The sequence below is a fragment of the Caulobacter sp. DWP3-1-3b2 genome, assembly GCF_049896325.1.
Classification (GTDB): domain Bacteria; phylum Pseudomonadota; class Alphaproteobacteria; order Caulobacterales; family Caulobacteraceae; genus Caulobacter.
In genome coordinates this window covers 13,294-32,852 of sequence record NZ_JAFCUB010000009.1, presented here as the reverse complement: position 1 = coordinate 32,852, position 19,559 = coordinate 13,294, and the positions used below count along the sequence as shown (strand labels likewise).

The window sequence follows — 19,559 nt, the reverse complement described above, 5'->3', positions numbered from 1 at the left end:
AACCCCCATGCGATCCTATCGCGTCCTGCTTCCCGCCCTGGCCGTGCTGGCCGCCTGCTCGCCACAGGGGGCGTCGAAGGCCCAGTCGATCCCCGACTTGGCCCAGCCCACCCGTCGGGTTCCCACCGACCCGATGTCGATGAAGGCTTCGTTCTCGCCTGTGGTGAAGAAGACCGCCCCGGCCATCGTCAATGTCGCCAGCCGGCGCGTCGTGCGTCAACAGGCCGATCCGTTCTGGGACTTCTTCATGGGCGGCGGCGGCGGTGCGCCGCGCGAACAGGTGCAGGGCTCGCTCGGCTCGGGCGCCATCGTCCGCGCCGACGGGGTGATCATCACCAATCACCACAATATCGAGGGTATGAGCGACGTCACCGTCCAACTCGCCGACCGCCGAGAGTTTTCAGCCACGGTGCTGCTGGACGACCCGCGCGCCGACCTCGCCGTTCTGAAGATCGACACCAAGGGCGAGCGCCTGCCGGTGATCGCTATCGACGACCAGGAACAGCTGGAGGTCGGCGACCTGGTCCTGGCCCTGGGCAATCCGTTCGGCGTCGGCCAGACCGTGACCAACGGCATCGTCTCGGCCCTGGCCCGCACCGATGTGGGCGCGGCCGAGTTCGGGAGCTACATCCAGACCGACGCCGCGATCAATCCCGGCAATTCCGGGGGGCCGTTGGTCGATATGGACGGCGACCTGATCGGCGTGAACACCTTCATCATCTCGCGCTCGGGCTCGTCCAGCGGCGTCGGCTTCGCCATTCCGGCCGCCGTGGTGCGCCAGGTGGTGAGCACAGCCCTGGGCGGCGGCCACAGCGTGGTCCGGCCCTGGCTAGGCGTGAAGGGCCAGCCCGTGACCGGCGAGATCGCCAAGAGCCTGGGCCTGGCCACGCCGCGCGGCGTTGTGCTGTCCGACGTCTATCCCGGCGGCTCGGCCCAGCGGGCGGGTCTGCGCGAGGGTGACGTGATCCTCTCCATCGACGGCCAAGCCGTGAACGACGAGGGCGGCGGCGCCTTCGCCATCGGCACCCACAAGGTCGGCGACCGGGTCTCGGTGATAATCAACCGCGGCGGCAAGGAACAGACCCTGACCCTTCGCGCCGAGGCCGCGCCGGAAACTCCGGCCCGCGACGAGCGCGTGCTGAAGGGCCGCAGCCCGTTCGACGGCGCCACCGTCGTCAACCTGTCGCCCGCCGTGGCCCAGGAACTGAGCGTCGATCCCTTCGCTGGACGCGGGGTTCTGGTCACCAAGATCGGCCAGGGCTTTGCCCTGAACGCCGGCCTGCGTCCCGGCGACTTCATCCGTGAGGTCAACGGCAAGGCCATCAACACCACCGCCGAGCTTGACGCCGTCAACAAGGCAGGGGCCTCGGTGTGGGCGGTGACGATCGAACGCGGTGGCCAGCGGATCACGGCGCGGCTGAGGGCGTAGAGCGCGATCTGGGGACACCCACTTAGGGCAAGATCTTTCGCCAAGATCGTACAGGCCGTGTTGTGAGTGTGTGTCCCCGTTCCGTTCACCCTGCTAGAAGAGAGAATGTCCGATCTTTTCCAAGCCGCCGGCCTGACGCCTCACGCGCCTAGCCCGCTGGCCGACCGCTTGCGTCCCCAGACTCTCGACGAGGTGGTGGGGCAGGAACACCTGCTGGGTCCCGATGGCCCGATCGGCCGGATGGCCGCGGCCCACCGCCTGGCCTCGATGATCCTGTGGGGCCCGCCCGGCACGGGCAAGACCACAATCGCCCGCCTGCTGGCCAAGGCCGGCGGCTACGAGTTCCAGCAGATCTCGGCGGTATTTTCCGGCGTCGCCGACCTGAAGAAGGCTTTCGAGCAGGCTCGCGTGCGTCGCCATGCCGGCCAGAGCACCCTGCTGTTCGTCGATGAAATCCACCGCTTCAACCGCGCCCAGCAGGACGGTTTCCTGCCGTTCGTGGAAGAAGGGATCGTTACCCTGGTGGGCGCCACCACCGAGAACCCGTCGTTCGAGCTGAACGGCGCTCTGCTGTCGCGCTGCCAGGTCTTTGTGCTCAAGCGGCTGGACGAGGAGGCGCTGGAGGCGCTGCTGGTCAAGGCCGAGCATGCTGAGGGCCGCAAGCTGCCCCTGAACGACGACGCCCGCGCCACGCTTGTGGCCATGGCCGACGGCGACGGGCGTTACCTGCTGACCCTGACCGAGACCCTGCTAGCGGTCGGCACGGACACGCCGCTGAACCCCACTCAACTGGGCCAGTTCCTGCAGAAGCGCCGGCCGGCCTATGACAAGAACCGCGAGGAGCACTACAATCTGGTCTCCGCGCTCCATAAGTCGGTGCGCGGCAGCGATCCGGACGCGGCGCTCTACTGGCTGGCGCGGATGCTGGAGGGCGGCGAGGACCCGCTGTTCATCGCCCGCCGCCTGGTGCGCATGGCGTCTGAGGACATCGGCGCGGCCGATCCTCTGAGCCTGCTGCTGACCACGGCGGCCAAGGACGCCTATGACTTCCTCGGCAGTCCCGAGGGCGAATTGGCCCTGGCCCAGGCCGTGGTCCACATGGCCAGCGCGCCCAAGTCCAACGCCGTCTACATGGCCTACAAGGCCGCCCGCCGCGCGGCCAAGGAGACCGGCAGCCTGCCGCCGCCCGCCCACATCCTCAACGCCCCGACCAAGCTGATGAAGACCCTGGGCTATGGCGACGGCTACGCCTATGACCACGACGTCGAGGGCGGGGTGTCGGGTCAGAACTACTTTCCGGACGGCATGGCGCGGCCGACCCTCTACGAGCCCAAGCCTGTCGGCGCCGAGGCCAAGGTCAAGGAGCGGCTGGACGCCTGGAACCGCCTGCGGAGAGACGGCAAGTGAAGCTCACGCCTGCGGTCCAGGTGATCGCTCTGCTGTCTGTGGTTCTGCTGCTGGCGGGCGGCGTCTTGCTGTGGCTGGCGCTCGTCACGCCGTGGCACAGCAATTCCAACGCCTATTTCGCCGAGCTTCAAGCCCTGCGCGGCACGTTCTATTTCGGCGACCCCGCGCCCGAGGCCTTCAAGCGGGCGACGATCCAGTTCGACAGGCTGCAGGCCAAGTACGCGACGCACAAATGGCTCTATGCCGACTTGGCCTATGCCTGCGTCACGGTCGGGGCCTTGACCGCCATCGTCGCGGCCCTGGCGGCGCGGTTCGGCGGCCGGCTGCTAGTCACCCAGCGCAACGTCTTCATCGTCATCGGCGTGACCTTGCTGGCCCTGGTCGCGACCCTGGCGGGCCTGGCGGCCGATCCGCTGCACCGGATGTATCGCGAGCAACTGCCGGAATGGTCCGACGCCATCGCCATTCCGCTGGCGGGCGCGGTGGTGGCGATGATCCCGATCGCCTTGATGACGCTGGTCCTGATCATGACGCCGATTTTCGTGCGGCGCAGGGCACGGGGGCCCTTGCTGGTGCTCAGCCGGCCGCCGCACTGGCAGGCCACGGTGGCTAACCTCGTCTACGCCCTGCCGCTCGCCTTCGCGATATTCCTGCTGAGCAGCTTCGGCTCGCGCGGCGGCTGGGCGCTGGTCCCGGCGGGTCTGATACTGCTGTGGCTGTTCCTGAACGCGCGCGCGCTGTGGATCGCCCCGAAGGAGGAGGCGGCATGAACCGTCCGTCGCGTCGCCCGCCCTTGGCCCCCAAGCCCAAGGCCTCCGACACCCCCGTCGTTCTGACGCCCGCCGAGATCGAGTACACAAAGTCCTTGGTCATCCACGAGGACGACAGCGTCTTCGTGCTCAACAAGCCGGCCGGTCTCTCCAGCCAAGGCGGACGCATCCAGGCCCATACGCTGGACGACCTGCTGTGGGCCCTGGCGCGGCGCGACCGGGCTCGGCCTCGGCTGGTCCACCGGCTGGACCGCGACACCTCGGGCGTGATCCTCACCGCCCGCACCAAGCCGGCCGCGAGCTTTCTGGGCAAGGCCCTGATGGGTAAGCGGTTCCGCAAGACCTACCTGGCCATCGTCACGCCCGCCGCGCCCGAGCCGCGCGGCGGGCAGATCGACGCGCCCCTGCGCCGCGAGTCGATCGGTCGCGAGGCCTATATGCGCGTCTGCGATGAAGGCCATCCCGACGCCGAGACCGCCCGCAGTCGCTACAAGACCCTGGCGGCCACAACAGGCGCGGCCTTGGTCGAGCTGTCTCCCGACACCGGCCGAATGCACCAACTGCGGGTCCATATGGCCTCGATCGGTCGGCCGATCGCGGGCGACAGCCGCTATGGCGGGGCGCTGATGCTGGGCGGTGCGCCCGTGCCGCGGCTGATGCTGCACGCGGTCAGCCTGGTCTTCCCACATCCCGAGGGGGGTGAGCGGCGGATTTCAGCGCCGATCCCTGACGACATGCGCGCGGTTCTGGATAGGCTGGGCCTCGCGGTTCCGGAACGCGCCGGCCTGGAACAGGGACGGCCGGACGCTCGTTAAGCCTGCCAGGAGACATTCGCCATGAAACGCCTGATCGCGCTCGCCTTTTCCGCCGCAGTCCTTACAGGGTGCGCCTCGTCGCCCACGCTGTACGGGCCGCAGACCGCGCCGCAGGCGGCGGGCTATTCCGAATACCGGCTCGAGGCCGGCCGCTACCGCGTTACCTTCAAGGGCAATCCCGGCGCGCCGGTCAACCAGGTCTCGGATTACGCCCTGCTGCGCGCTGCCGAACTGGCCCTGCGCGACGGCTATGACTGGTTCCGGGTCGCCGACCGCATGACGCAGCAAACCGGCTCGGGCGGCAATTCGGCGATCTCGATCGGCGGCGGCTCGGGTAGCTACGGGCGCAGGAGCGGCGTTGGCGTCGGCCTGGGTACGAGCTTCAACCTCGGCCCTGGGCCGGCGGTCAGCAGCTCGATGGAAGTGGTGTTTGGCAAGGGCCAGCGCCCGCGCGACGCCGACACCTATGACGCCCGCGACATCGTGCGGACCGTCGGGCAGGGGCGGGCGGCTGCTTAACGCCTATCCCGTGATCTTCCTGGCGGCGCTGCTCGCGGAAATCGGATGGGAAGCCCGCAGCGAGGCGTGGGTCAGGCCAGCCGTCTCGGCGGCGGCGAAATAGCCCTCGGCCGGTAGGCCCTGCAGGGCGAGCATCGGCGCCAGGCCCTTGGCGTCGCGACCGAAGGCCATGATCTCGGCGGCGATCTTTTCGGCGGGGCCGACCAGGTCGCTGGCGTCCAAGGTTAAGCCATACAGGCGCGCGTCACGCAGCGACCTCAGCGCTTCCTTCTCGGGCGGCACACGAGCGACGACGCCGCGCGTCAGGGCCTTGAGCAGGCCCACAACCTCCAGCAGACGCCCGGCGGGCGTGCCGCGGGTGACGTCCACCAACTCCATCATCACGCCGCCACGCAGCAGGGCGAGCGAGAGCCCACTGGTGCCGGTCAGCATGTCGCGGCCGCGCTGGGTTCCCAGGGTGCGGAACGAGGCCGGTATGATCAGGTCGGGACGGTCATGACCCTGGGTGGCGCGGGCGAAGACGGCGGCGTATTTCAGGGCCGCCTCGTCGATGAAGGCGGCGTCGCGGTCGGGCAGGCGCGAGACTGCGCGAGCGCTGATCTGCTTGCCCGAGCCCAGGTGCGTGACCACCGGCTCTATGCGAACGGCGGTCGCCACGTTGCGGCGCACGCTGATCATGTGCTCGAGGGTGAAATCGACACGCAAGGCCGCTCCGCTGCCGGTGGTGAAGGCCACCGGCGTGCGACGGGTCTCCTCCAGCGGGTCGACTTCGAAACGCACCGGAGAGAGGGCGCTGTCACGACGGGCCCGTGCGGCCAGCACGACGGCCGCGTCGACTGGACGGCAAACAACGCCACCGGCTTCTACCCCGATCACCGCGCGCACGCCCAGGTCCGACACCTCGGCCGCGCCCAGCAGGTGGGTCAACACGTCCTCAAGGATTCGCACGCTGGTTGCCTGAGCGGCCAAGCCTTGGTCGTTCTGCATGGCGATCAGGAAATCGTCCTCGCCGATCCGCGCGCGCAGGTCGGCGCGGTCAAGATGTTCGGCCAGCTTGCGCTCGACATAGGTCCAGACGTCGACGCGCTTCTTGTCCCACCAGTCGCCGGCCCAGCGGCGGATCGCCTTGACGCTGATGATGTTGACCGAACCGCGTGCGATCAGGTCCGAACCCGCCAGTCTTTGGAGCACGGGGGCGCTTAGCGCGAGATGCTCGTTTCGGTCGTCCATTGGGCTCGAATCGAAGGGCATGTTCGCCTTGGAGCGGGAGGAGCCCCCAAGATACCTTCCACACGCTTAACGGGCAGTGCAAGAACACAGTTTCCAAAACAGCTTAACGGCGGACGGCGGGGGATGAAAGGACGTTGGCCGATCACCTGTGCGGCGTACTCGCGCAGAGCGGGGCGCCACCCGACTTGGCGTTCGGGCGCGCTCGGCGCATAAGGAGCCCGATGACCAAACTTTTCCTCGTAGCCGTCGGAGGCGCCTTGGGCTCCGTCGCCCGCTATCTGGTCGGTGTTCAGGCCCTGCGCCTGTTCGGGTCGAACTGGCCCTACGGCACCTTCATCGTCAATCTGACGGGCGGACTGCTGATGGGCCTTCTGGCCGCCTTTCTCGCCCTTCGGGGCGGCGCGCAACAAGAACACTGGCGAGTCTTGCTCGGTGTCGGGGTGATGGGCGGCTTCACCACCTTTTCGGCCTTTTCGCTGGAGACCGCGCTGATGATCGAGAAGCGCGCCTACGCCCAGGCCTTTACCTATACGACCGCCAGCGTGCTTCTGTCCGTGGCGGCCATTTTCGCGGGGCTCTTGATCTCCCGCAGGATCTTTTCGGTATGAAAGAAGTTCGCACGCTTTATGTGGACGCTGGCGAAGACGGCGTCCGCGTGGACCGCTGGTTCAAGCGCCGCTGGCCGCACCTGAACCACATCGCGCTCAACAAGCTGTTCCGCTCGGGCCAGGTTCGGGTCGATGGCTCGCGGGTCAAGGGCGACACCAAGCTGACGGCCGGCGCTCAGGTGCGCGTGCCGCCACTGCCCGACGCGCCCGATCCGGACGAGAAGCAGGCCCTGTCCAAGCGCGACATCGCCTTTGCCAAGTCGCTGGTGCTGTATGAGGACGAGGAAGTCCTGGCGCTGAACAAGCCCGCCGGCTTGGCCGTGCAGGGCGGGACCAAGACCACCCACCACATCGACAAGCTGCTCAGCGCCTGGGGCGAGGGCGTCAACCGTCCGCGCCTGGTGCACCGACTGGACCGTGACACCTCCGGCGTGCTGCTGCTGGGCAAGACCCCGGCCGCCGCCGCCAAGCTGTCGGGATCGTTCGCGCGCCGCCGCGCCCAGAAGACCTATTGGGCCATCGTCGCCGGCAATCCGCACCCGGTCGAGGGCGTCATCGAGCTGCATCTGGCCAAGCGTGGGGTTGGCGACCGCGAACTGGTGGTGCCCGCCGAGCCGAAGGATCCAGACGCCCAGCCGGCCGAGACTGAATTCGTCTCGATCAGCCGCGCCGGTCCGCGCGTTACGTGGATGGCCCTGCGCCCGCACACTGGCCGAACGCACCAGTTGCGCGCCCACATGAAGGCCATCGGCCACCCCATCCTGGGCGACCCCAAGTACAGCGACGACAAGGCCCTGCAGCTTTCGGAAGGCCTGAAGCTACAACTTCACGCGCGTTCGATCCTGCTGCCGCACCCCACGGTCGGCACCCTGGCCATCCAGGCCCCGCTTAGCCCCGAGATGAAGGCCGGGTTCGCCAAGTTCGGGTTCTCGGAGGACGAGGCCGAATACGATCCGTTCGCGCGGCGTCAGGTAAAGCGGCGGTAACTCAGACCAGCCCCGTCACCATCTTCGCTGTGGCGCTGTCGGGAAACACCGTCGTCTCCAGCGCCCCCCGATCAACGCCCATGTGTTCGCCCAGCACGCCCTTGAACAGGCCGCGCAGGTCGAGGCTGGGCGCCACGTCGCGGTTCTCGAACAGCGCCGTCTGTTTCAAGGTGGGCCAGTTGCCGATGATGCCGCCGGGCTTCAGCCGGCCGCCCAGCACCAGGGCGGTGGAGCCGGTGCCGTGGTCGGTGCCGCCGGTGCCGTTGATCCGAGCGGTGCGGCCAAACTCGGTGGCCACGACGACAACGGTGTTGCTCCATTCCGCGCCGAGGCCAATGTTCAGGCCATCCAGTACCGCGTCCAGATAGGAGAGGCGGGTGTTAAGTTGTCCGACCTGGCCGGCGTGGGTGTCCCAGCCGTTCAGCGAGAGAGCGGCGATGCGCGGCCCCTCTCCTGCTTCATGAAGCCGGCCAAGGTGGAGCCGAGCTTGCGGGCGGCGTCGCGGCCCTGCTGCTGGTTGGCAATGGCCGGCGGTGGCGGGGTCATGACGGCCGGCGACATCATGTTCGGGGCGCGGGCGTCGGTCGAGATCGGGGTCGGCGCGGGATTGAGCCGGGTCACCGCCGCTTGGGCCATGGCCTCGGTCTCCTGGCCACGCGCGAAGGCTGGCCCCATCAAGGGGTCGGCCTTGTACAGGTCCTGCAGCAAGCTCGGCAGGCGGGCGGTCTCATCGACGCCCGCGCCCGGCGACCAGCTGGCGGCCTGGACCTTTCCGTGCAGGATCAGCGGGGCGGTGGCGCCAACAAGAGCGCAGCCCGGCTGCCGGGACCCATCGACAGGGCCTGATCCAGATAGAGCAGCATGGCTGGATGGGTGGAGGAGGCGACCAGCAGGTCCTCGAAACGCCCAAACACGTGCGGGCGGATGGCCTCCTGCTCGAACGGCCCTACCACGGCGGCGGTGATCTGCTTGGTGGCCGAGACCGTGAAGTGGTTGGCCCAGAACAGCGTCCAGCGCTCGCGGAACGCCGCGTCGGTGGCCGCGCCCAGTTGGGCGCGGGCGAGGAAGTCGCCCTCGGTCTGGTCGCGCAGCATTTTTCGGGCGTCCTTGACCGGATCGGACTTGGGTTCACCGTCCGCCTTGGCCTCGCGCTTGTTCATCGGGTAGTCGCGATACTCATCCAGGCGCTGGGCGGAGCTTTCGGGATTGGCCTGCGGCTGGTGCGCGCCCTCCGCGCGGATCTGGTCGATCAGGAAACCGCGCGGGTCCGATTGCGCCGCCGCGATCTCGCCGGGGCGAGCGCCCAGGCCAAAGCGGGTGGCGGCGATCGCGGCCATCATCTCTTTTGGGGCAGGCTCAAGCCGTGTCTCTCCCTCGCGTCGCCCGCTCTTGCCTTGGGCGCGTTGTTTGCCCATTCAACGCGCTGGACCCGACGTTTTGATGTCCGAACTGAAAAGAAGACCGCCTTGGCCGACAAGCCCGACCTGCTGCAACGCCCCCGCCGGTTCTACAAGGCGGCGACCGCCGCGCCGCACGAAGGCGGATATGCCGTGCTGCTGGATGGTCGCACGCCCAAGTCGCCGGCCAAGTCGCCCCTAGTCTTGCCGACCCTGGCCCTGGCGCAGTTGGTGGCCGACGAGTGGGAAGCCCAGGTCGAGATCATCGACACCACCGTCATGCCCGCCACCCGCCTGGCCTTTACCGCCATCGACCGCATCCGCGAGACCCGCGCCGAGGTGGCCGCCGAGGTGGCGGCCTATGCCGGCTCGGACCTGCTCTGCTATTGGGCGGAGCACCCCACGCCGCTGGTCGAGCGTCAGAAGCGCGACTGGGGCGGCATGCTGGACTGGGCGCGGGCCGAGCTGGGCTTGAACCTGCAGCCCGTCAGCGGCGTCATCCATACCGCGCAATCCCCGGCTGCCTTGGCTTCGGTGGAAGCGCTGGCCCTGACCATGGACGACTTCACCCTGGCTGGCGTCGCCTATGGCGCTGGCCTGCTGGGTTCGACCGTGCTGTCCCTGGCGCTGCGCGCCGGGGCGGTGACCGGCCAGCGGGCGCTGGACCTGTCGCACCTGGAAGAGGCCTTCCAGGCCGAGATTTGGGGCCGCGACGCCGAGGCCATCGCGCGCGCCCAAGCCCTTGCGGTCGAGGCCAAGGTTCTGGAGCGCTGGTTCGCCGCGCTGCGTCGGTGAGAACCATCCTGCTTTACGGCCTGGCGGCCGTTTGCGAGATCGGCGGCTGCTATGCCTTTTGACGGTGGCTGAAGCAGGGTCAGTCGATGCTGTGGGCGGTGCTGGGAGTCGTGGCCCTAGTCGTGTTCGCCGGGCTGCTGACCCGGGTGGACGCCTGGCGGCGGGGCGTACCTTCGCGGCCTATGGGGGGCTCTACATCGCCGCGTCACTGATCTGGATGCGGGTGGTCGAAGGTCTGCGGCCGGATCGTTGGGACCTGACGGGAGCCACGGTCTGCCTGGTCGGCGCCGGGATCATTCTGTGGGCGCCGCGCGCCGCCTAGACCGGCGGCCGCCTTTGCTGCACTGCCGCAACGGATGCCTTGCCACGGAAGGCTCGCGCCATTAGGCGTCGGTCCATAAAGGTGGGAAATCTACCAGTCTGAAGAGCAGGGGAGCGTGCGCGTGCAGTCCATTCTCGAGGAACTCGATCGTCGTCGCGACCAGGCCCGGGCCGGCGGCGGCGAGAAGCGCGTTGCGGCCCAGCACGCCAAGGGCAAGCTGACCGCGCGCGAGCGGATCGACCTGCTGCTGGACGAAGGCTCCTTCGAGGAGTTCGACATGTTCGTCGAGCACCGCGGCACCGAGTTCGGCATGGCGGACCAGAAGGTGCCCGGCGATGGGGTGGTCACCGGCTGGGGCACGATCAACGGCAAGGTCGTCTACGTTTTTTCCAAGGATTTCACGGTGTTCGGCGGCTCGCTGTCGGGCGCCCACGCGGCCAAGATCGTCAAGGTCCAGCGCCAGGCCATGAAGGTCGGCGCGCCGATCATCGGCCTGTTCGACGCCGGCGGGGCCCGCATTCAGGAAGGCGTCGACAGCCTGGCCGGCTATGCCGACATCTTCCTCGAGAACGTCATGGCCAGCGGTGTCATCCCGCAGATCAGCGTGATCATGGGCCCCTGCGCCGGCGGCGACGTCTATTCGCCGGCCATGACCGACTTCATCTTCATGGTGAAGGATACCAGCTACATGTTCGTCACCGGCCCCGATGTGGTCAAGACCGTCACCAACGAGATTGTCACAGCCGAGGAGCTGGGGGGAGCTCGCGTGCACGCCTCCAAGTCGGGCGTGGCCGAGGGGGCGTTCGAGAACGACCTGGAAGCCCTGACCCAGGTGCGCCGTTTGATCGACTTCCTGCCCTCGTCCAACCGCGAAGCCGCGCCGGAGCGCGACAGCTTCGACGAGGCCTATCGCGAGGAGGCCAGTCTCGACAGCCTGATCCCAAGCGACGCGGGCAAGCCCTACGACATGAAGGAGTTGATCCTGAAGATCGTCGATGAGGCCGACTTCTTCGAGATCAGCTCCGAATGGGCCAAGAACATCGTCTGCGGCTTTGCCCGCATGGACGGGACCAGCGTCGGCATCGTCGCCAACCAGCCCCAGGTGCTGGCCGGGGTGCTGGACATCGACAGCAGCCGCAAGGCCGCCCGCTTCGTGCGCTTCTGCGACGCCTTCAACATCCCGATCATCACCCTGGTCGACGTGCCGGGCTTCATGCCGGGCACCAAGCAGGAGTACGGCGGCCTGATTAAGCACGGCGCCAAGCTGCTGTTCGCCTATGCCGAGGCGACGGTTCCCAAGATCACCCTGATTACCCGCAAGGCCTATGGCGGGGCCTATGACGTCATGAGCTCCAAGCACCTGCGCGGCGACTTCAACTATGCCTGGCCCACCGCCGAGATCGCGGTGATGGGCGCCAAGGGGGCCGTAGAGATCATCTTCCGCGCCGAGGCGGGCGACCCGGTCGCGCTGGCAGCCCGCGAGGCCGAATACAAGGCCGCCTTCGCCAACCCGTTCGTCGCCGCCTCGCGTGGCTATATCGACGACGTCATCATGCCTCATGGCACCCGCAAGCGGATCGTCCGGGCGCTCAAGAGCCTTAAGGGGAAACAACTTACCAACCCCTGGAAGAAGCACGACAACATCCCGCTATGACCTTTCAAGCGCCGCTTCCGTATCATGGTCGCCGCGCTGCTGCTGAGCGCCTGCGCTGGCAGGCCGGAAGGTCGCGGCAGGATGGTCCGGTCGCCACAGGAACGAAGGCCTGCTTGCCGAGCCGGGCTGGGAGCTGGGGCGTGACCTCGTCCAGGGGGAGAGCTTCTTTGAGTTGACGCCCGCCGAGGGCGCCGTCAAATGAACTGGCCCGCGTCGGGGCAGGTCAATACGGTCGCGACTCGCGAGATGGACGACCAAGCCGCCTTCTTGCAAAGATTCGAGGCCCTTCGCACTGGGGTCGATCGACGCTTGGCCGAACTGGCGCCGGCCGTGGGCGTCGCGCCCAACCGGCTGGTCGAGGCCGTGCGCTATGCCCTGCTGGCGCCCGGCAAGCGCTTTCGCCCCATGGTGACCCTGCTCGCCGCGGCCGAATTCGGGGCGCCTGACGGCGCGGCGCTGGACGCGGCCTGTGCCTTTGAGATGATCCATACGGCGTCCCTGATCCTCGACGACCTGCCGGCCATGGACGACGCTGGCCTGCGGCGCGGCCTGCCGACTATCCATCGCACCTATGACGAGGCTACGGCGATCCTGGCGGGTGTGGGTCTGCTGAATCAGGCCTATGCCGTGATCGCCGCCGACCACGCCTTGCCCGGCCCGCTCCGCGCCGACCTGACGGCGCGCGCCGCCGAGGCCGTCGGTTTTTCGGGCCTGATCGCCGGCCAGGCCCGCGACCTCTTCGATCGTGAGAAGCTACGCGATCCGGCGGTTCTGGAGCGGCTCAATCACGAGAAGACCGGCGTGCTGATCATCGCTGCGGCCCAGGGGGGGGCGGCCATCGCTGGCGCCTCGTCGGCGGCAGTCGAGGGAGTGGGCCAGTGGGCGCGCCATGTCGGTCTGGCCTTCCAGATCCGCGACGACATCATAGACGCCCAGGCGTCCCCCGAGGCGGCCGGCAAGGATGTCGGCAAGGACGCGGCCATGACCACCGTGGTCTCGGCCCTAGGCGTCATTGGCGCGCGACTGGCCATGGAGGGCCATCTGGCCAAAGCCTCCGCCGCCCTGGCCTCGGCCGGCTGCGGTCATCTGCTGAACGCCTATGTCGGTGGGCTGTTCGCTGGGCGCAAGGTCGCGGCGTGACCCCCGAGCCTCCTTCTAAGGCGCCGATCCTGACGGTCGGCGCCGCTGTGCACGCCTATGGCGGCAAGCCGGTGCTGCGCGGCGTCGACCTGACGCTGCGTCCGGGCGAGATCTACGCCCTGCTGGGCCCCAATGGTGCGGGCAAGACCACGTTGATCCGCGCCATCTGCGGCCGGATCCGCCCCGACGGTGGCGAGGTGTCGCTGAATGGCCACGATCCGGCTCGGGTCCCCTCAGCGCGCGCGGGCCTGGGGCTGGTCCCACAGGAAATCGCCCTCTATCAGAATTTGACGGTGGCCGAGAACATCGAAACCTTCGCTGCCTTGGCCGGTACGCCGCGCGCCGCCATGGCCGCCGCCGTGCGCCGGGCTCTGGAGCTGACCCGCACCGTCGACCGAGCCCATGTGCCGGTCAAGCATCTGTCAGGCGGCTACCAGCGCCGGGCCAACATCGCCGCCGCCATCGTCCATGAGCCGTCCTTGCTGATCCTCGACGAGCCCACGGTGGGGGTGGACATCGACGCCCGAGAGGCCGTGGACGCTGTGATCCGGGGCCTGCGCGACCTGGGTGTGGCGGTCTTGATGACCACCCACGACCTGGACCAGGCTGGAACCCTGGCCGACCGCGTCGGCTTCCTGCGTGAAGGCCAGATGGTGCTCGAGGGCGAGCCCAGAACCCTCGTCGCCCAGGCGTTCGGCAATCAGATGGAGATCATGGTCCACCTGGCCGAGGAGGTCGACACCGCCGGCGAAATCCGCCTGGCCGGCGAGGGGCTGGAGCGCACCCGGCGGGCTCATATCTGGACGCGTCTCGACGCCGACGGCTACGCAGCCGCCGGCCGGCTGGACAAGCGCTTGCGCAAGGTGGGTCTGACGCCCCGCGAGATCCGGGTGCGCGAGCCCTCCTTGGCCAACCTCTTCACCCTGGTTGCTGAGCGGAAGCTGGCGGCGTGATGGCCGGTTCTGGGATCGGGCGCGTCTGGATGATCGCCGCCATGGTGCGGGTGATGGCGTTGGAGCTATGGCGTGATCGCGGCGCTTTGATCATGACCTTCCTGCTGCCGCCGTTGGTGTTCCTGATCTTTTCGTCGGTGTTCGCCGGCACGACCGGTGACAATATCCAGTTGAAGCTGGCGGTAGCCGATCTGGTCAGGACAACAGACTCGACGCGCCTGACGGCGGCGCTGGTCAAGTCGGCTGACATTCGCGCCGAGTTGGTGTCGCCGGCGACCGACAACGAAGTCCGGCGACGGGTCAAGTCGGGCCAGGCCGACGCCGGCCTCGTGATCCGCGCCGACCCGGCATCCATCGGCAAGCCCTTCGTGATCATCGCCGATCCGAGCCGCGCCGTCGCCGCCCCGCTGACCCAGGCCCGCGTGCAGCAGACCCTGTCCGAGGCCCTGCCTGATGTCGCCTTGCGCCGCACAGTGGTGCAGCTGACCCCGGCCCTCGGCGGGCTCAGCGATGATCAGGCCGAGAACGCCGACACCGCCGCGATCCTGCTGCGCGACACGCCCAAGCCCGACGACGTCGGCTATTTCGACCGCGAGGACGTCAAGGACGTCAAGACCGGCGGCGGGGTGATCGCCTACTACGCCGGGGCGGTGATGATCCTGTTCGCCCTGTTTTCGGCCATGCAGGGCGCGCTGGGCTTGATGGAGGAGCGGCGCACGGGTGTCGCCGACCGGCTGCTGGCCGGGGTGGCGGGCATGGGGCCGGTGGTGACCGGCAAGTTCCTGTTCCTCGTCGCTCAAGGCCTAGTGCAAGCGCTGACGATCTTCGCCACAGCTCAGCTCGTCTATGGCGTGGCGGTGGTCCAGCACGCCATGCTCTGGTTGCCCACGACCCTGGCGGCCTCGGCCTGCGCGGCGGGGGTGGCCCTGGGTCTCGTCTCGCTGTGCCGCACGCGCGACCAGGCGCAGATGCTTTCGACCTTCGTGATCCTGGTGCTCGCGGCGATCGGCGGTAGCATGGTGCCACGCTTCCTGATGCCGCCCTGGCTGCAGCAGGTGGGGTGGTTCACGCCGCACGCCTGGGTCATCGAGGCCTATCAGGCCATCCTCTGGCGGGACGCCGGGATCGAGGCGGTGTATAAGGCCTGGGGCGTGCTCGTCGCGGCCGGTTTGGCCGGCCTGGGCCTGTCCCAGGTGATGGCAAGCCGGTTGCGGCGGTAATCTGGACGACGATGGAAATTCTAGGTCTCTATCTGGCGCTTTTCCTTGGCGCGCTGGCTTTCATGGAAGGCTTCGCCTGGGTCACCCATCGCTACGTGATGCACGGCGTCGGCTGGGCTTGGCACAGATCCCACCACGAGCCACGCACCGGCGCCTTCGAGCTCAACGACCTATTCGCGGTGGTCTTCGCGGCCCCGGCCATCGTGGGGATCTATTTCGGCGTGCACGGCGTACCGTGGCTGCTGCCGATCGGCCTGGGGATCACCGCCTATGGGGTGATCTATTTCGTGTTTCACGACGGCATGGTCCACCAGCGGTTCAAGGTGCCGCTCGGCAAGTCGCGATATTGGAAGCAGTTGATCCAGGCGCACCGGATCCACCACGCTGTTCACACCAAGGACGGGGCGGTCTCGTTTGGCTTCCTGCTGGCGCGACCGGTCAGGGAGCTGAAGGCGCGGCTGCGGGATAGGGGTGTAGGGGTTTAAATTCCTCCCCCTTTGGGGGAGGTGTCGGCGAAGCCGACGGAGGGGGGAGTGATTGGGCGTGTCCACAGACCGGACCGGCGATCCTAAAACTCCCCCCACCGATCACTTCGCGATCGCCTCCCCCACCGGGGGAGGACTTTAGATCTTCGACCACATCCCCGGCCGTGCCGGCGCCTTGCCCCAGCGATCCAGCGTCGCCGACCTTAGCGCCATCGCGCCCCCTTCCAGCGCCCGCCAAGCCTTCATCCGCCCACTGACCACCACGCGCTCGTCCCAGGCCTTGTCGCCGGCCTTGACGACGTCCAGCCCGATCTGCCGATAGACCCCGCGCGCTGCGGCGATCGCCCAGGCCGAGCGGACGGGCAGGTCGCGCAGGCCCCAGCGAGCGGAAGCGTAGTAGGGCTCCGCAGCCTCGACCAGGCGTTGCGCCAGCACCGCCACGGCCGCGCGATGAGCCCGGTCGGCGACTGCGGTTTCCGGCACGCCCAGCGCGGCCAGCCAGTCGCCAGGAACATAGACCCGGTCGTTGCGCGCATCCTCGACGATGTCGCGGGCGATGTTGGTCAGCTGAAAACCCAGGCCCAGATCCTGAGCGCGGCGGAGGGTGGGCAGGTCGTCGGGTTTGACGCCCATCACCAGGGCCATCATCGTGCCCACGACGCCGGCCACGCCCCAGCAATAGTCCAGCAGTTCGTCGAGCGTCGCGTAGCGCCGCCCGGCTACGTCCATGGCGAAGCCGTCGACCATGTCCAGGGCGTAGCGCTCGGGGATGCCGCGCCGTAGGGCCACGGTCTGGAAGGCGGCGAACACCGGGTCGGTGGGCGTTTCACCGGCCATGGCCGCGCGGGTCTGGGCGTAGAGGGCTTCCAGCCGCGCCGGGCCGTCGGCCACCGGGCTCATGCCGTGGCCCAGGGTCTGGCCGTCGATTACGTCGTCGCAGTGGCGGCACCAGGCGTAGAGCATCTCGGCGTCGGCCCGGGTTTCCGCTTTGAAAAGCGCGGCCGCCGCGGCGAAGCTCTTGCTGCCCTTCTGGATCGCCTCGCGGCTCTGGGCTTCCAGTGCGCTCATGCGTCGGCGGTCTCGCCCGCGACGAGGTAGTCGTCGATCATCAGGCCCGCCGTCGCCTTGGCCGAGCCGACCACACCTGGGATGCCCGCGCCTGGATGAGTGCCGGCCCCGACGAAATAGAGGTTGGGGATCACGTCGTCGCGGTTGTGGGTGCGGAAGAAGGCGCTCTGAGTCAGCAGCGGCTCAAGCGAGAAGGCCGCGCCCTTCCAGGCGTTGAGGTCGGTGACGAAGTCGTCAGGGGTGATGAAGCGACAGGTGACCATGTCGGCGGTCAGGCCAGGAATGTAGTGCTTCTCCAGATAGGCCAGGATCTTGTCGCGGTATTTCGGCCCCTCGACCGACCAGTCGATGTTGGCGGTCTTCAGGTTAGGCACCGGCGACAGGGCGTAGAAGCTGGAGCAGCCCTCCGGGGCCATGCCGGGGTCGCTGGCAGTGGGGTGGTGCAGGTACAGCGAGAAGTCGTCGGCCAGGCCGTCCTTGCCGTAGATTTCGCCGATCAGCTCGCGATAGCGATTGCCGAAGCAGATGGTGTGATGACGAATCTCGGGATGTGCGGTCTTCAGCCCGAAATAGACCACGAACAGCGACGGGCTCCAGCGCTTGGCTTCCAGCGCCTTGCCAACTTTCTTGCCGCGCGGATCGTCGGCCAGCAGGTGGCGATAGGTGTGCATGACGTCGGCGTTGGAGGCTACGGTGTCGAAGGCCTCGAACTGGCCATCGGCGCGGATCACGCCGGTGACGCGGCCGGCCTTGGTGGTGATCTTCTGGATCGGCGCGGCTAGGTGAAGCGTGCCGCCTAGGTCCTGCAGCAGCTTGACCAGCGCCCGGATCAGGGCGTGGGTGCCGCCGCGCGGGAACCACACGCCGCCGCGCCGCTCCAGGGCGTGGATCAGGGCATAGATCGACGACGTGGCGAACGGGCTGCCGCCGACCAGAAGGCTGTGGAACGACAGCGCCTGGCGGATGTGCTCGTCCTTCACGAAGGACGCGACCTTGTCATAGACACTGCGCCAGGCTTGCAGCTTCATCAGGGCGGGGGCGTTGGCGATCATGCTGGAGAAGTCGAGGAACGGCACGGCGCCGAGATCAAGATAGCCCTTCTGGTAGAGCGCCTCGGAATAGGCGTGGAACCGGCGGTAGCCCTCGACGTCGGCCGGATTGCGGGCGGCGATCTGAGCGTCGAGTTGCGCCTGGTCGTTGACATAGTCAAAGACGTCGCCGTCCTCCCAGACCAGCCGATAGAACGGATCGACCGGCAGCAGCTCGACATAGTCCTCGATCCGGCGGCCACTGAGTTCGAACAGCGCCTTCAGACAGTCGGGATCGGTGATCACCGTCGGGCCGGCGTCGAAGGTGAAGCCCTCATCGTGCCAGACATAGGCGCGGCCGCCCGGCTTTTCGCGGCCCTCGAAGACGGTGACGTCGAAGCCCGACGACTGCAGGCGGATGGCTAGGGCCAGGCCGCCGAACCCGGCGCCGATCACGGCGGCTTTAGGCTTGCTGGGGGGTCTGGTCACGGTGGTGGTCATGCGTCTTGTCCTCCGAATACGGAATTCTCGCCGATGCACTTAATTGCCGCCGAGATCGGCACGGGCGGCTTGCCGATCAGGATCCGCGCCTTGTCCCAGCGGGTCAGGCGGGCGGCATAGAAGCGTTGGATTAGGTCCGGCGCCAGGCGATAGAACCGCTCCAGCACCTTGTAGCGTTCCTCGGGCGCGCAGGCCCTGAACAACATGCGGTTCAGAAGCCGCAGGAAGCGCCGCCGCCGCCAGGTCGTTTTAGACTGGGTCTCGACGCAATCGCGCACCGTCGCGCTGGTGATGCGCGGCAAGCCGGCGATGGCGTCGGCCATGCGCGCGGCGTCGGGCAGGGAGTAGCCGGTGGTCGGCTGGAAGAGGGCTGCGCGCATGCCCACCTCCGCCACCTGCGAGCGGGCTTCCTTCCAATAGGCGTCGATATTTCCCCCCAGGGCGATCGGGAGGACGCCGTCCTCCTCGCGCTCGACCTTGGCGATCGTCCAGCCCTGGCTCTTGGCGTAGGTCCCGATGGCGCGGCGCAGGGAGGCGCGATCCAGAGCCGGGCCGTCGCTGTAGCGGGTGTCCTCGATCAGCAGGCGCGTTTCGTCCAGCGGCAGGACATAGACGAAGCGGTAGCCGTCCTCCTGCGAAACGGTGGCGTCCATGATGATGGGCCGGGTCAGTCCGTGGGGCTTGGTGAGCAACACCCCTTGTCCGACGAACTTCTGGAAGCCCAGGGCCAAACTGCGGCTCTTGCGCGGGCCTCTGCCGTCGATCACCGCGGTGGCGGCGATCCTCCGGCCGTCCGCCAGGGTCACCTGATGGGCGTTTACGTCGGTCACCGTCGCGCCCAGCCAGGCGTCGCCGTCCATCGCGGCGGTGACCACCTGGTGCAGACGCTGCGAGGTGATGGCCAGGTAGGGGGTCGTCAGGTCACGCCGATGGTCAGGAAACCGCACCTCATAGCCCGACCAGCGATGGACGATCAGCGGCCGCAGCCAACCGGCGATCGCGGCGTCGACGTCGGTTGCGAAGTGGCACCAGGTGTGCTCGCCGCCGATCGTCTGGCCTTGCTCCAGCATCACTACGCGTAGCCTGGGCCGCAGGCTTTTCAGCCGCAGGGCGATCAGGCTGTTGGCCAAGCCGCCGCCCACCAGGACGACGTCGGCGCGCTGCGAAGCGGACGCGGACTCCATGGCTGGGCTCTAGCATGATTGGCGGACGGGCAAGCGACTTCCTGCGAC

Annotated in this window: 17 protein-coding genes and 4 pseudogenes; 14 read left to right on the top strand and 7 right to left on the bottom strand. The window is 68.0% G+C overall.

Annotation, left to right across the window (positions count from 1 at the left end):
- Positions 1-7: 7 nt before the first annotated feature.
- From ACP7AG_RS08790 to ACP7AG_RS08770, 5 genes are all read left to right on the top strand, one after another.
- Entirely contained in the window at positions 8-1,429 is a 1,422-nt protein-coding gene (locus ACP7AG_RS08790) for a Do family serine endopeptidase (protein WP_426011987.1), read from the top strand.
- A 105-nt stretch (positions 1,430-1,534) separates the two neighbouring features.
- Complete coding sequence (locus tag ACP7AG_RS08785; RefSeq protein WP_426030558.1) at positions 1,535-2,836, top strand: replication-associated recombination protein A; 1,302 nt, start codon at positions 1,535-1,537, stop codon at positions 2,834-2,836.
- Positions 2,833-3,606, top strand: a complete 774-nt coding sequence (locus ACP7AG_RS08780; protein ID WP_426030557.1) for a hypothetical protein — start codon at positions 2,833-2,835, stop codon at positions 3,604-3,606. Before ACP7AG_RS08785 ends, ACP7AG_RS08780 begins: the two co-directional genes overlap by 4 nt.
- Positions 3,603-4,421, top strand: a complete 819-nt coding sequence (locus ACP7AG_RS08775; protein ID WP_426011982.1) for an RluA family pseudouridine synthase — start codon at positions 3,603-3,605, stop codon at positions 4,419-4,421. The genes ACP7AG_RS08780 and ACP7AG_RS08775 overlap by 4 nt, the downstream gene beginning before the upstream one ends.
- A gap of 21 nt (positions 4,422-4,442) precedes the next feature.
- Entirely contained in the window at positions 4,443-4,940 is a 498-nt protein-coding gene (locus ACP7AG_RS08770; protein ID WP_426011980.1) for a CC0125/CC1285 family lipoprotein, read from the top strand.
- Between the two features lie 3 nt (positions 4,941-4,943).
- Here the strand turns inward: ACP7AG_RS08770 and ACP7AG_RS08765 are convergent, their stop codons facing one another.
- Positions 4,944-6,191 (bottom strand): hypothetical protein, encoded by a 1,248-nt coding sequence (locus ACP7AG_RS08765; protein WP_426011979.1) that lies wholly within the window; start codon positions 6,189-6,191, stop codon positions 4,944-4,946.
- Positions 6,192-6,391: 200 nt separating this feature from the next.
- On the opposite strand from ACP7AG_RS08765, the gene crcB reads away from it, so the two are divergent.
- A complete protein-coding gene (crcB, locus tag ACP7AG_RS08760; protein ID WP_426030556.1) occupies positions 6,392-6,778 on the top strand; it encodes a fluoride efflux transporter CrcB in 387 nt (128 codons plus the stop codon).
- Positions 6,775-7,764: an RluA family pseudouridine synthase gene (locus ACP7AG_RS08755; RefSeq protein ID WP_426011975.1), complete on the top strand. Its 990-nt coding sequence runs from the start codon at positions 6,775-6,777 to the stop codon at positions 7,762-7,764. Before crcB ends, ACP7AG_RS08755 begins: the two co-directional genes overlap by 4 nt.
- Before the next feature lies 1 nt (position 7,765).
- On the opposite strand, the pseudogene ACP7AG_RS08750 reads toward ACP7AG_RS08755, so the two are convergent.
- The 3 pseudogenes from ACP7AG_RS08750 to ACP7AG_RS08740 form a co-directional block, all read right to left on the bottom strand.
- Positions 7,766-8,230: pseudogene (locus tag ACP7AG_RS08750) on the bottom strand (DUF1501 domain-containing protein); the annotation flags it as partial.
- 154 nt (positions 8,231-8,384) lie between these two features.
- A pseudogene (locus ACP7AG_RS08745) lies at positions 8,385-8,568 on the bottom strand (DUF1501 domain-containing protein); the annotation flags it as partial.
- Positions 8,562-9,104, bottom strand: a pseudogene (locus tag ACP7AG_RS08740) (DUF1800 family protein); the annotation flags it as partial. The pseudogenes ACP7AG_RS08745 and ACP7AG_RS08740, both read right to left, overlap by 7 nt.
- Positions 9,105-9,230: 126 nt before the next feature.
- On the opposite strand from ACP7AG_RS08740, the gene ACP7AG_RS08735 reads away from it, so the two are divergent.
- The 7 genes and pseudogenes from ACP7AG_RS08735 to ACP7AG_RS08705 all read left to right on the top strand — a co-directional run bounded on the left by ACP7AG_RS08735 (position 9,231) and on the right by ACP7AG_RS08705 (position 15,730).
- Positions 9,231-9,956 (top strand): ATP12 family chaperone protein, encoded by a 726-nt coding sequence (locus tag ACP7AG_RS08735; RefSeq protein ID WP_426011971.1) that lies wholly within the window; start codon positions 9,231-9,233, stop codon positions 9,954-9,956.
- A pseudogene (locus tag ACP7AG_RS08730) lies at positions 9,953-10,278 on the top strand (YnfA family protein). Before ACP7AG_RS08735 ends, ACP7AG_RS08730 begins: the two are co-directional and overlap by 4 nt.
- 121 nt (positions 10,279-10,399) lie before the next feature.
- Positions 10,400-11,932 carry an acyl-CoA carboxylase subunit beta gene (locus ACP7AG_RS08725; protein WP_426030555.1) on the top strand — a complete coding sequence of 511 codons (1,533 nt, stop codon included), beginning with the start codon at positions 10,400-10,402 and terminating at the stop codon, positions 11,930-11,932.
- Between the two features lie 198 nt (positions 11,933-12,130).
- Positions 12,131-13,072 (top strand): polyprenyl synthetase family protein, encoded by a 942-nt coding sequence (locus ACP7AG_RS08720; RefSeq protein WP_426030554.1) that lies wholly within the window; start codon positions 12,131-12,133, stop codon positions 13,070-13,072.
- Positions 13,069-14,025 (top strand): ABC transporter ATP-binding protein, encoded by a 957-nt coding sequence (locus ACP7AG_RS08715; protein WP_426030553.1) that lies wholly within the window; start codon positions 13,069-13,071, stop codon positions 14,023-14,025. The genes ACP7AG_RS08720 and ACP7AG_RS08715 overlap by 4 nt, the downstream gene beginning before the upstream one ends.
- Positions 14,025-15,245, top strand: a complete 1,221-nt coding sequence (locus ACP7AG_RS08710) for an ABC transporter permease (protein ID WP_426030601.1) — start codon at positions 14,025-14,027, stop codon at positions 15,243-15,245. Before ACP7AG_RS08715 ends, ACP7AG_RS08710 begins: the two co-directional genes overlap by 1 nt.
- Positions 15,246-15,256: 11 nt before the next feature.
- A complete protein-coding gene (locus tag ACP7AG_RS08705) occupies positions 15,257-15,730 on the top strand; it encodes a sterol desaturase family protein (RefSeq protein ID WP_426011964.1) in 474 nt (157 codons plus the stop codon).
- 138 nt (positions 15,731-15,868) lie between these two features.
- On the opposite strand, the gene ACP7AG_RS08700 is transcribed toward ACP7AG_RS08705, so the two are convergent.
- From ACP7AG_RS08700 to crtY, 3 genes are read right to left on the bottom strand one after another with little or no spacing between them, the layout of a single operon-like run.
- The gene (locus ACP7AG_RS08700) at positions 15,869-16,798 is read right to left on the bottom strand and encodes a phytoene/squalene synthase family protein (protein ID WP_426030552.1); all 930 of its coding nucleotides are present in this window, start codon (positions 16,796-16,798) and stop codon (positions 15,869-15,871) included.
- Positions 16,795-18,327: a phytoene desaturase gene (locus tag ACP7AG_RS08695; protein WP_426011961.1), complete on the bottom strand. Its 1,533-nt coding sequence runs from the start codon at positions 18,325-18,327 to the stop codon at positions 16,795-16,797. Before ACP7AG_RS08695 ends, ACP7AG_RS08700 begins: the two co-directional genes overlap by 4 nt.
- On the bottom strand, positions 18,324-19,511 hold the full coding sequence (gene crtY, locus ACP7AG_RS08690; RefSeq protein WP_426030551.1) for a lycopene beta-cyclase CrtY: 1,188 nt from the start codon (positions 19,509-19,511) through the stop codon (positions 18,324-18,326). The genes ACP7AG_RS08695 and crtY overlap by 4 nt, the downstream gene beginning before the upstream one ends.
- Positions 19,512-19,559 lie beyond the last annotated feature (48 nt).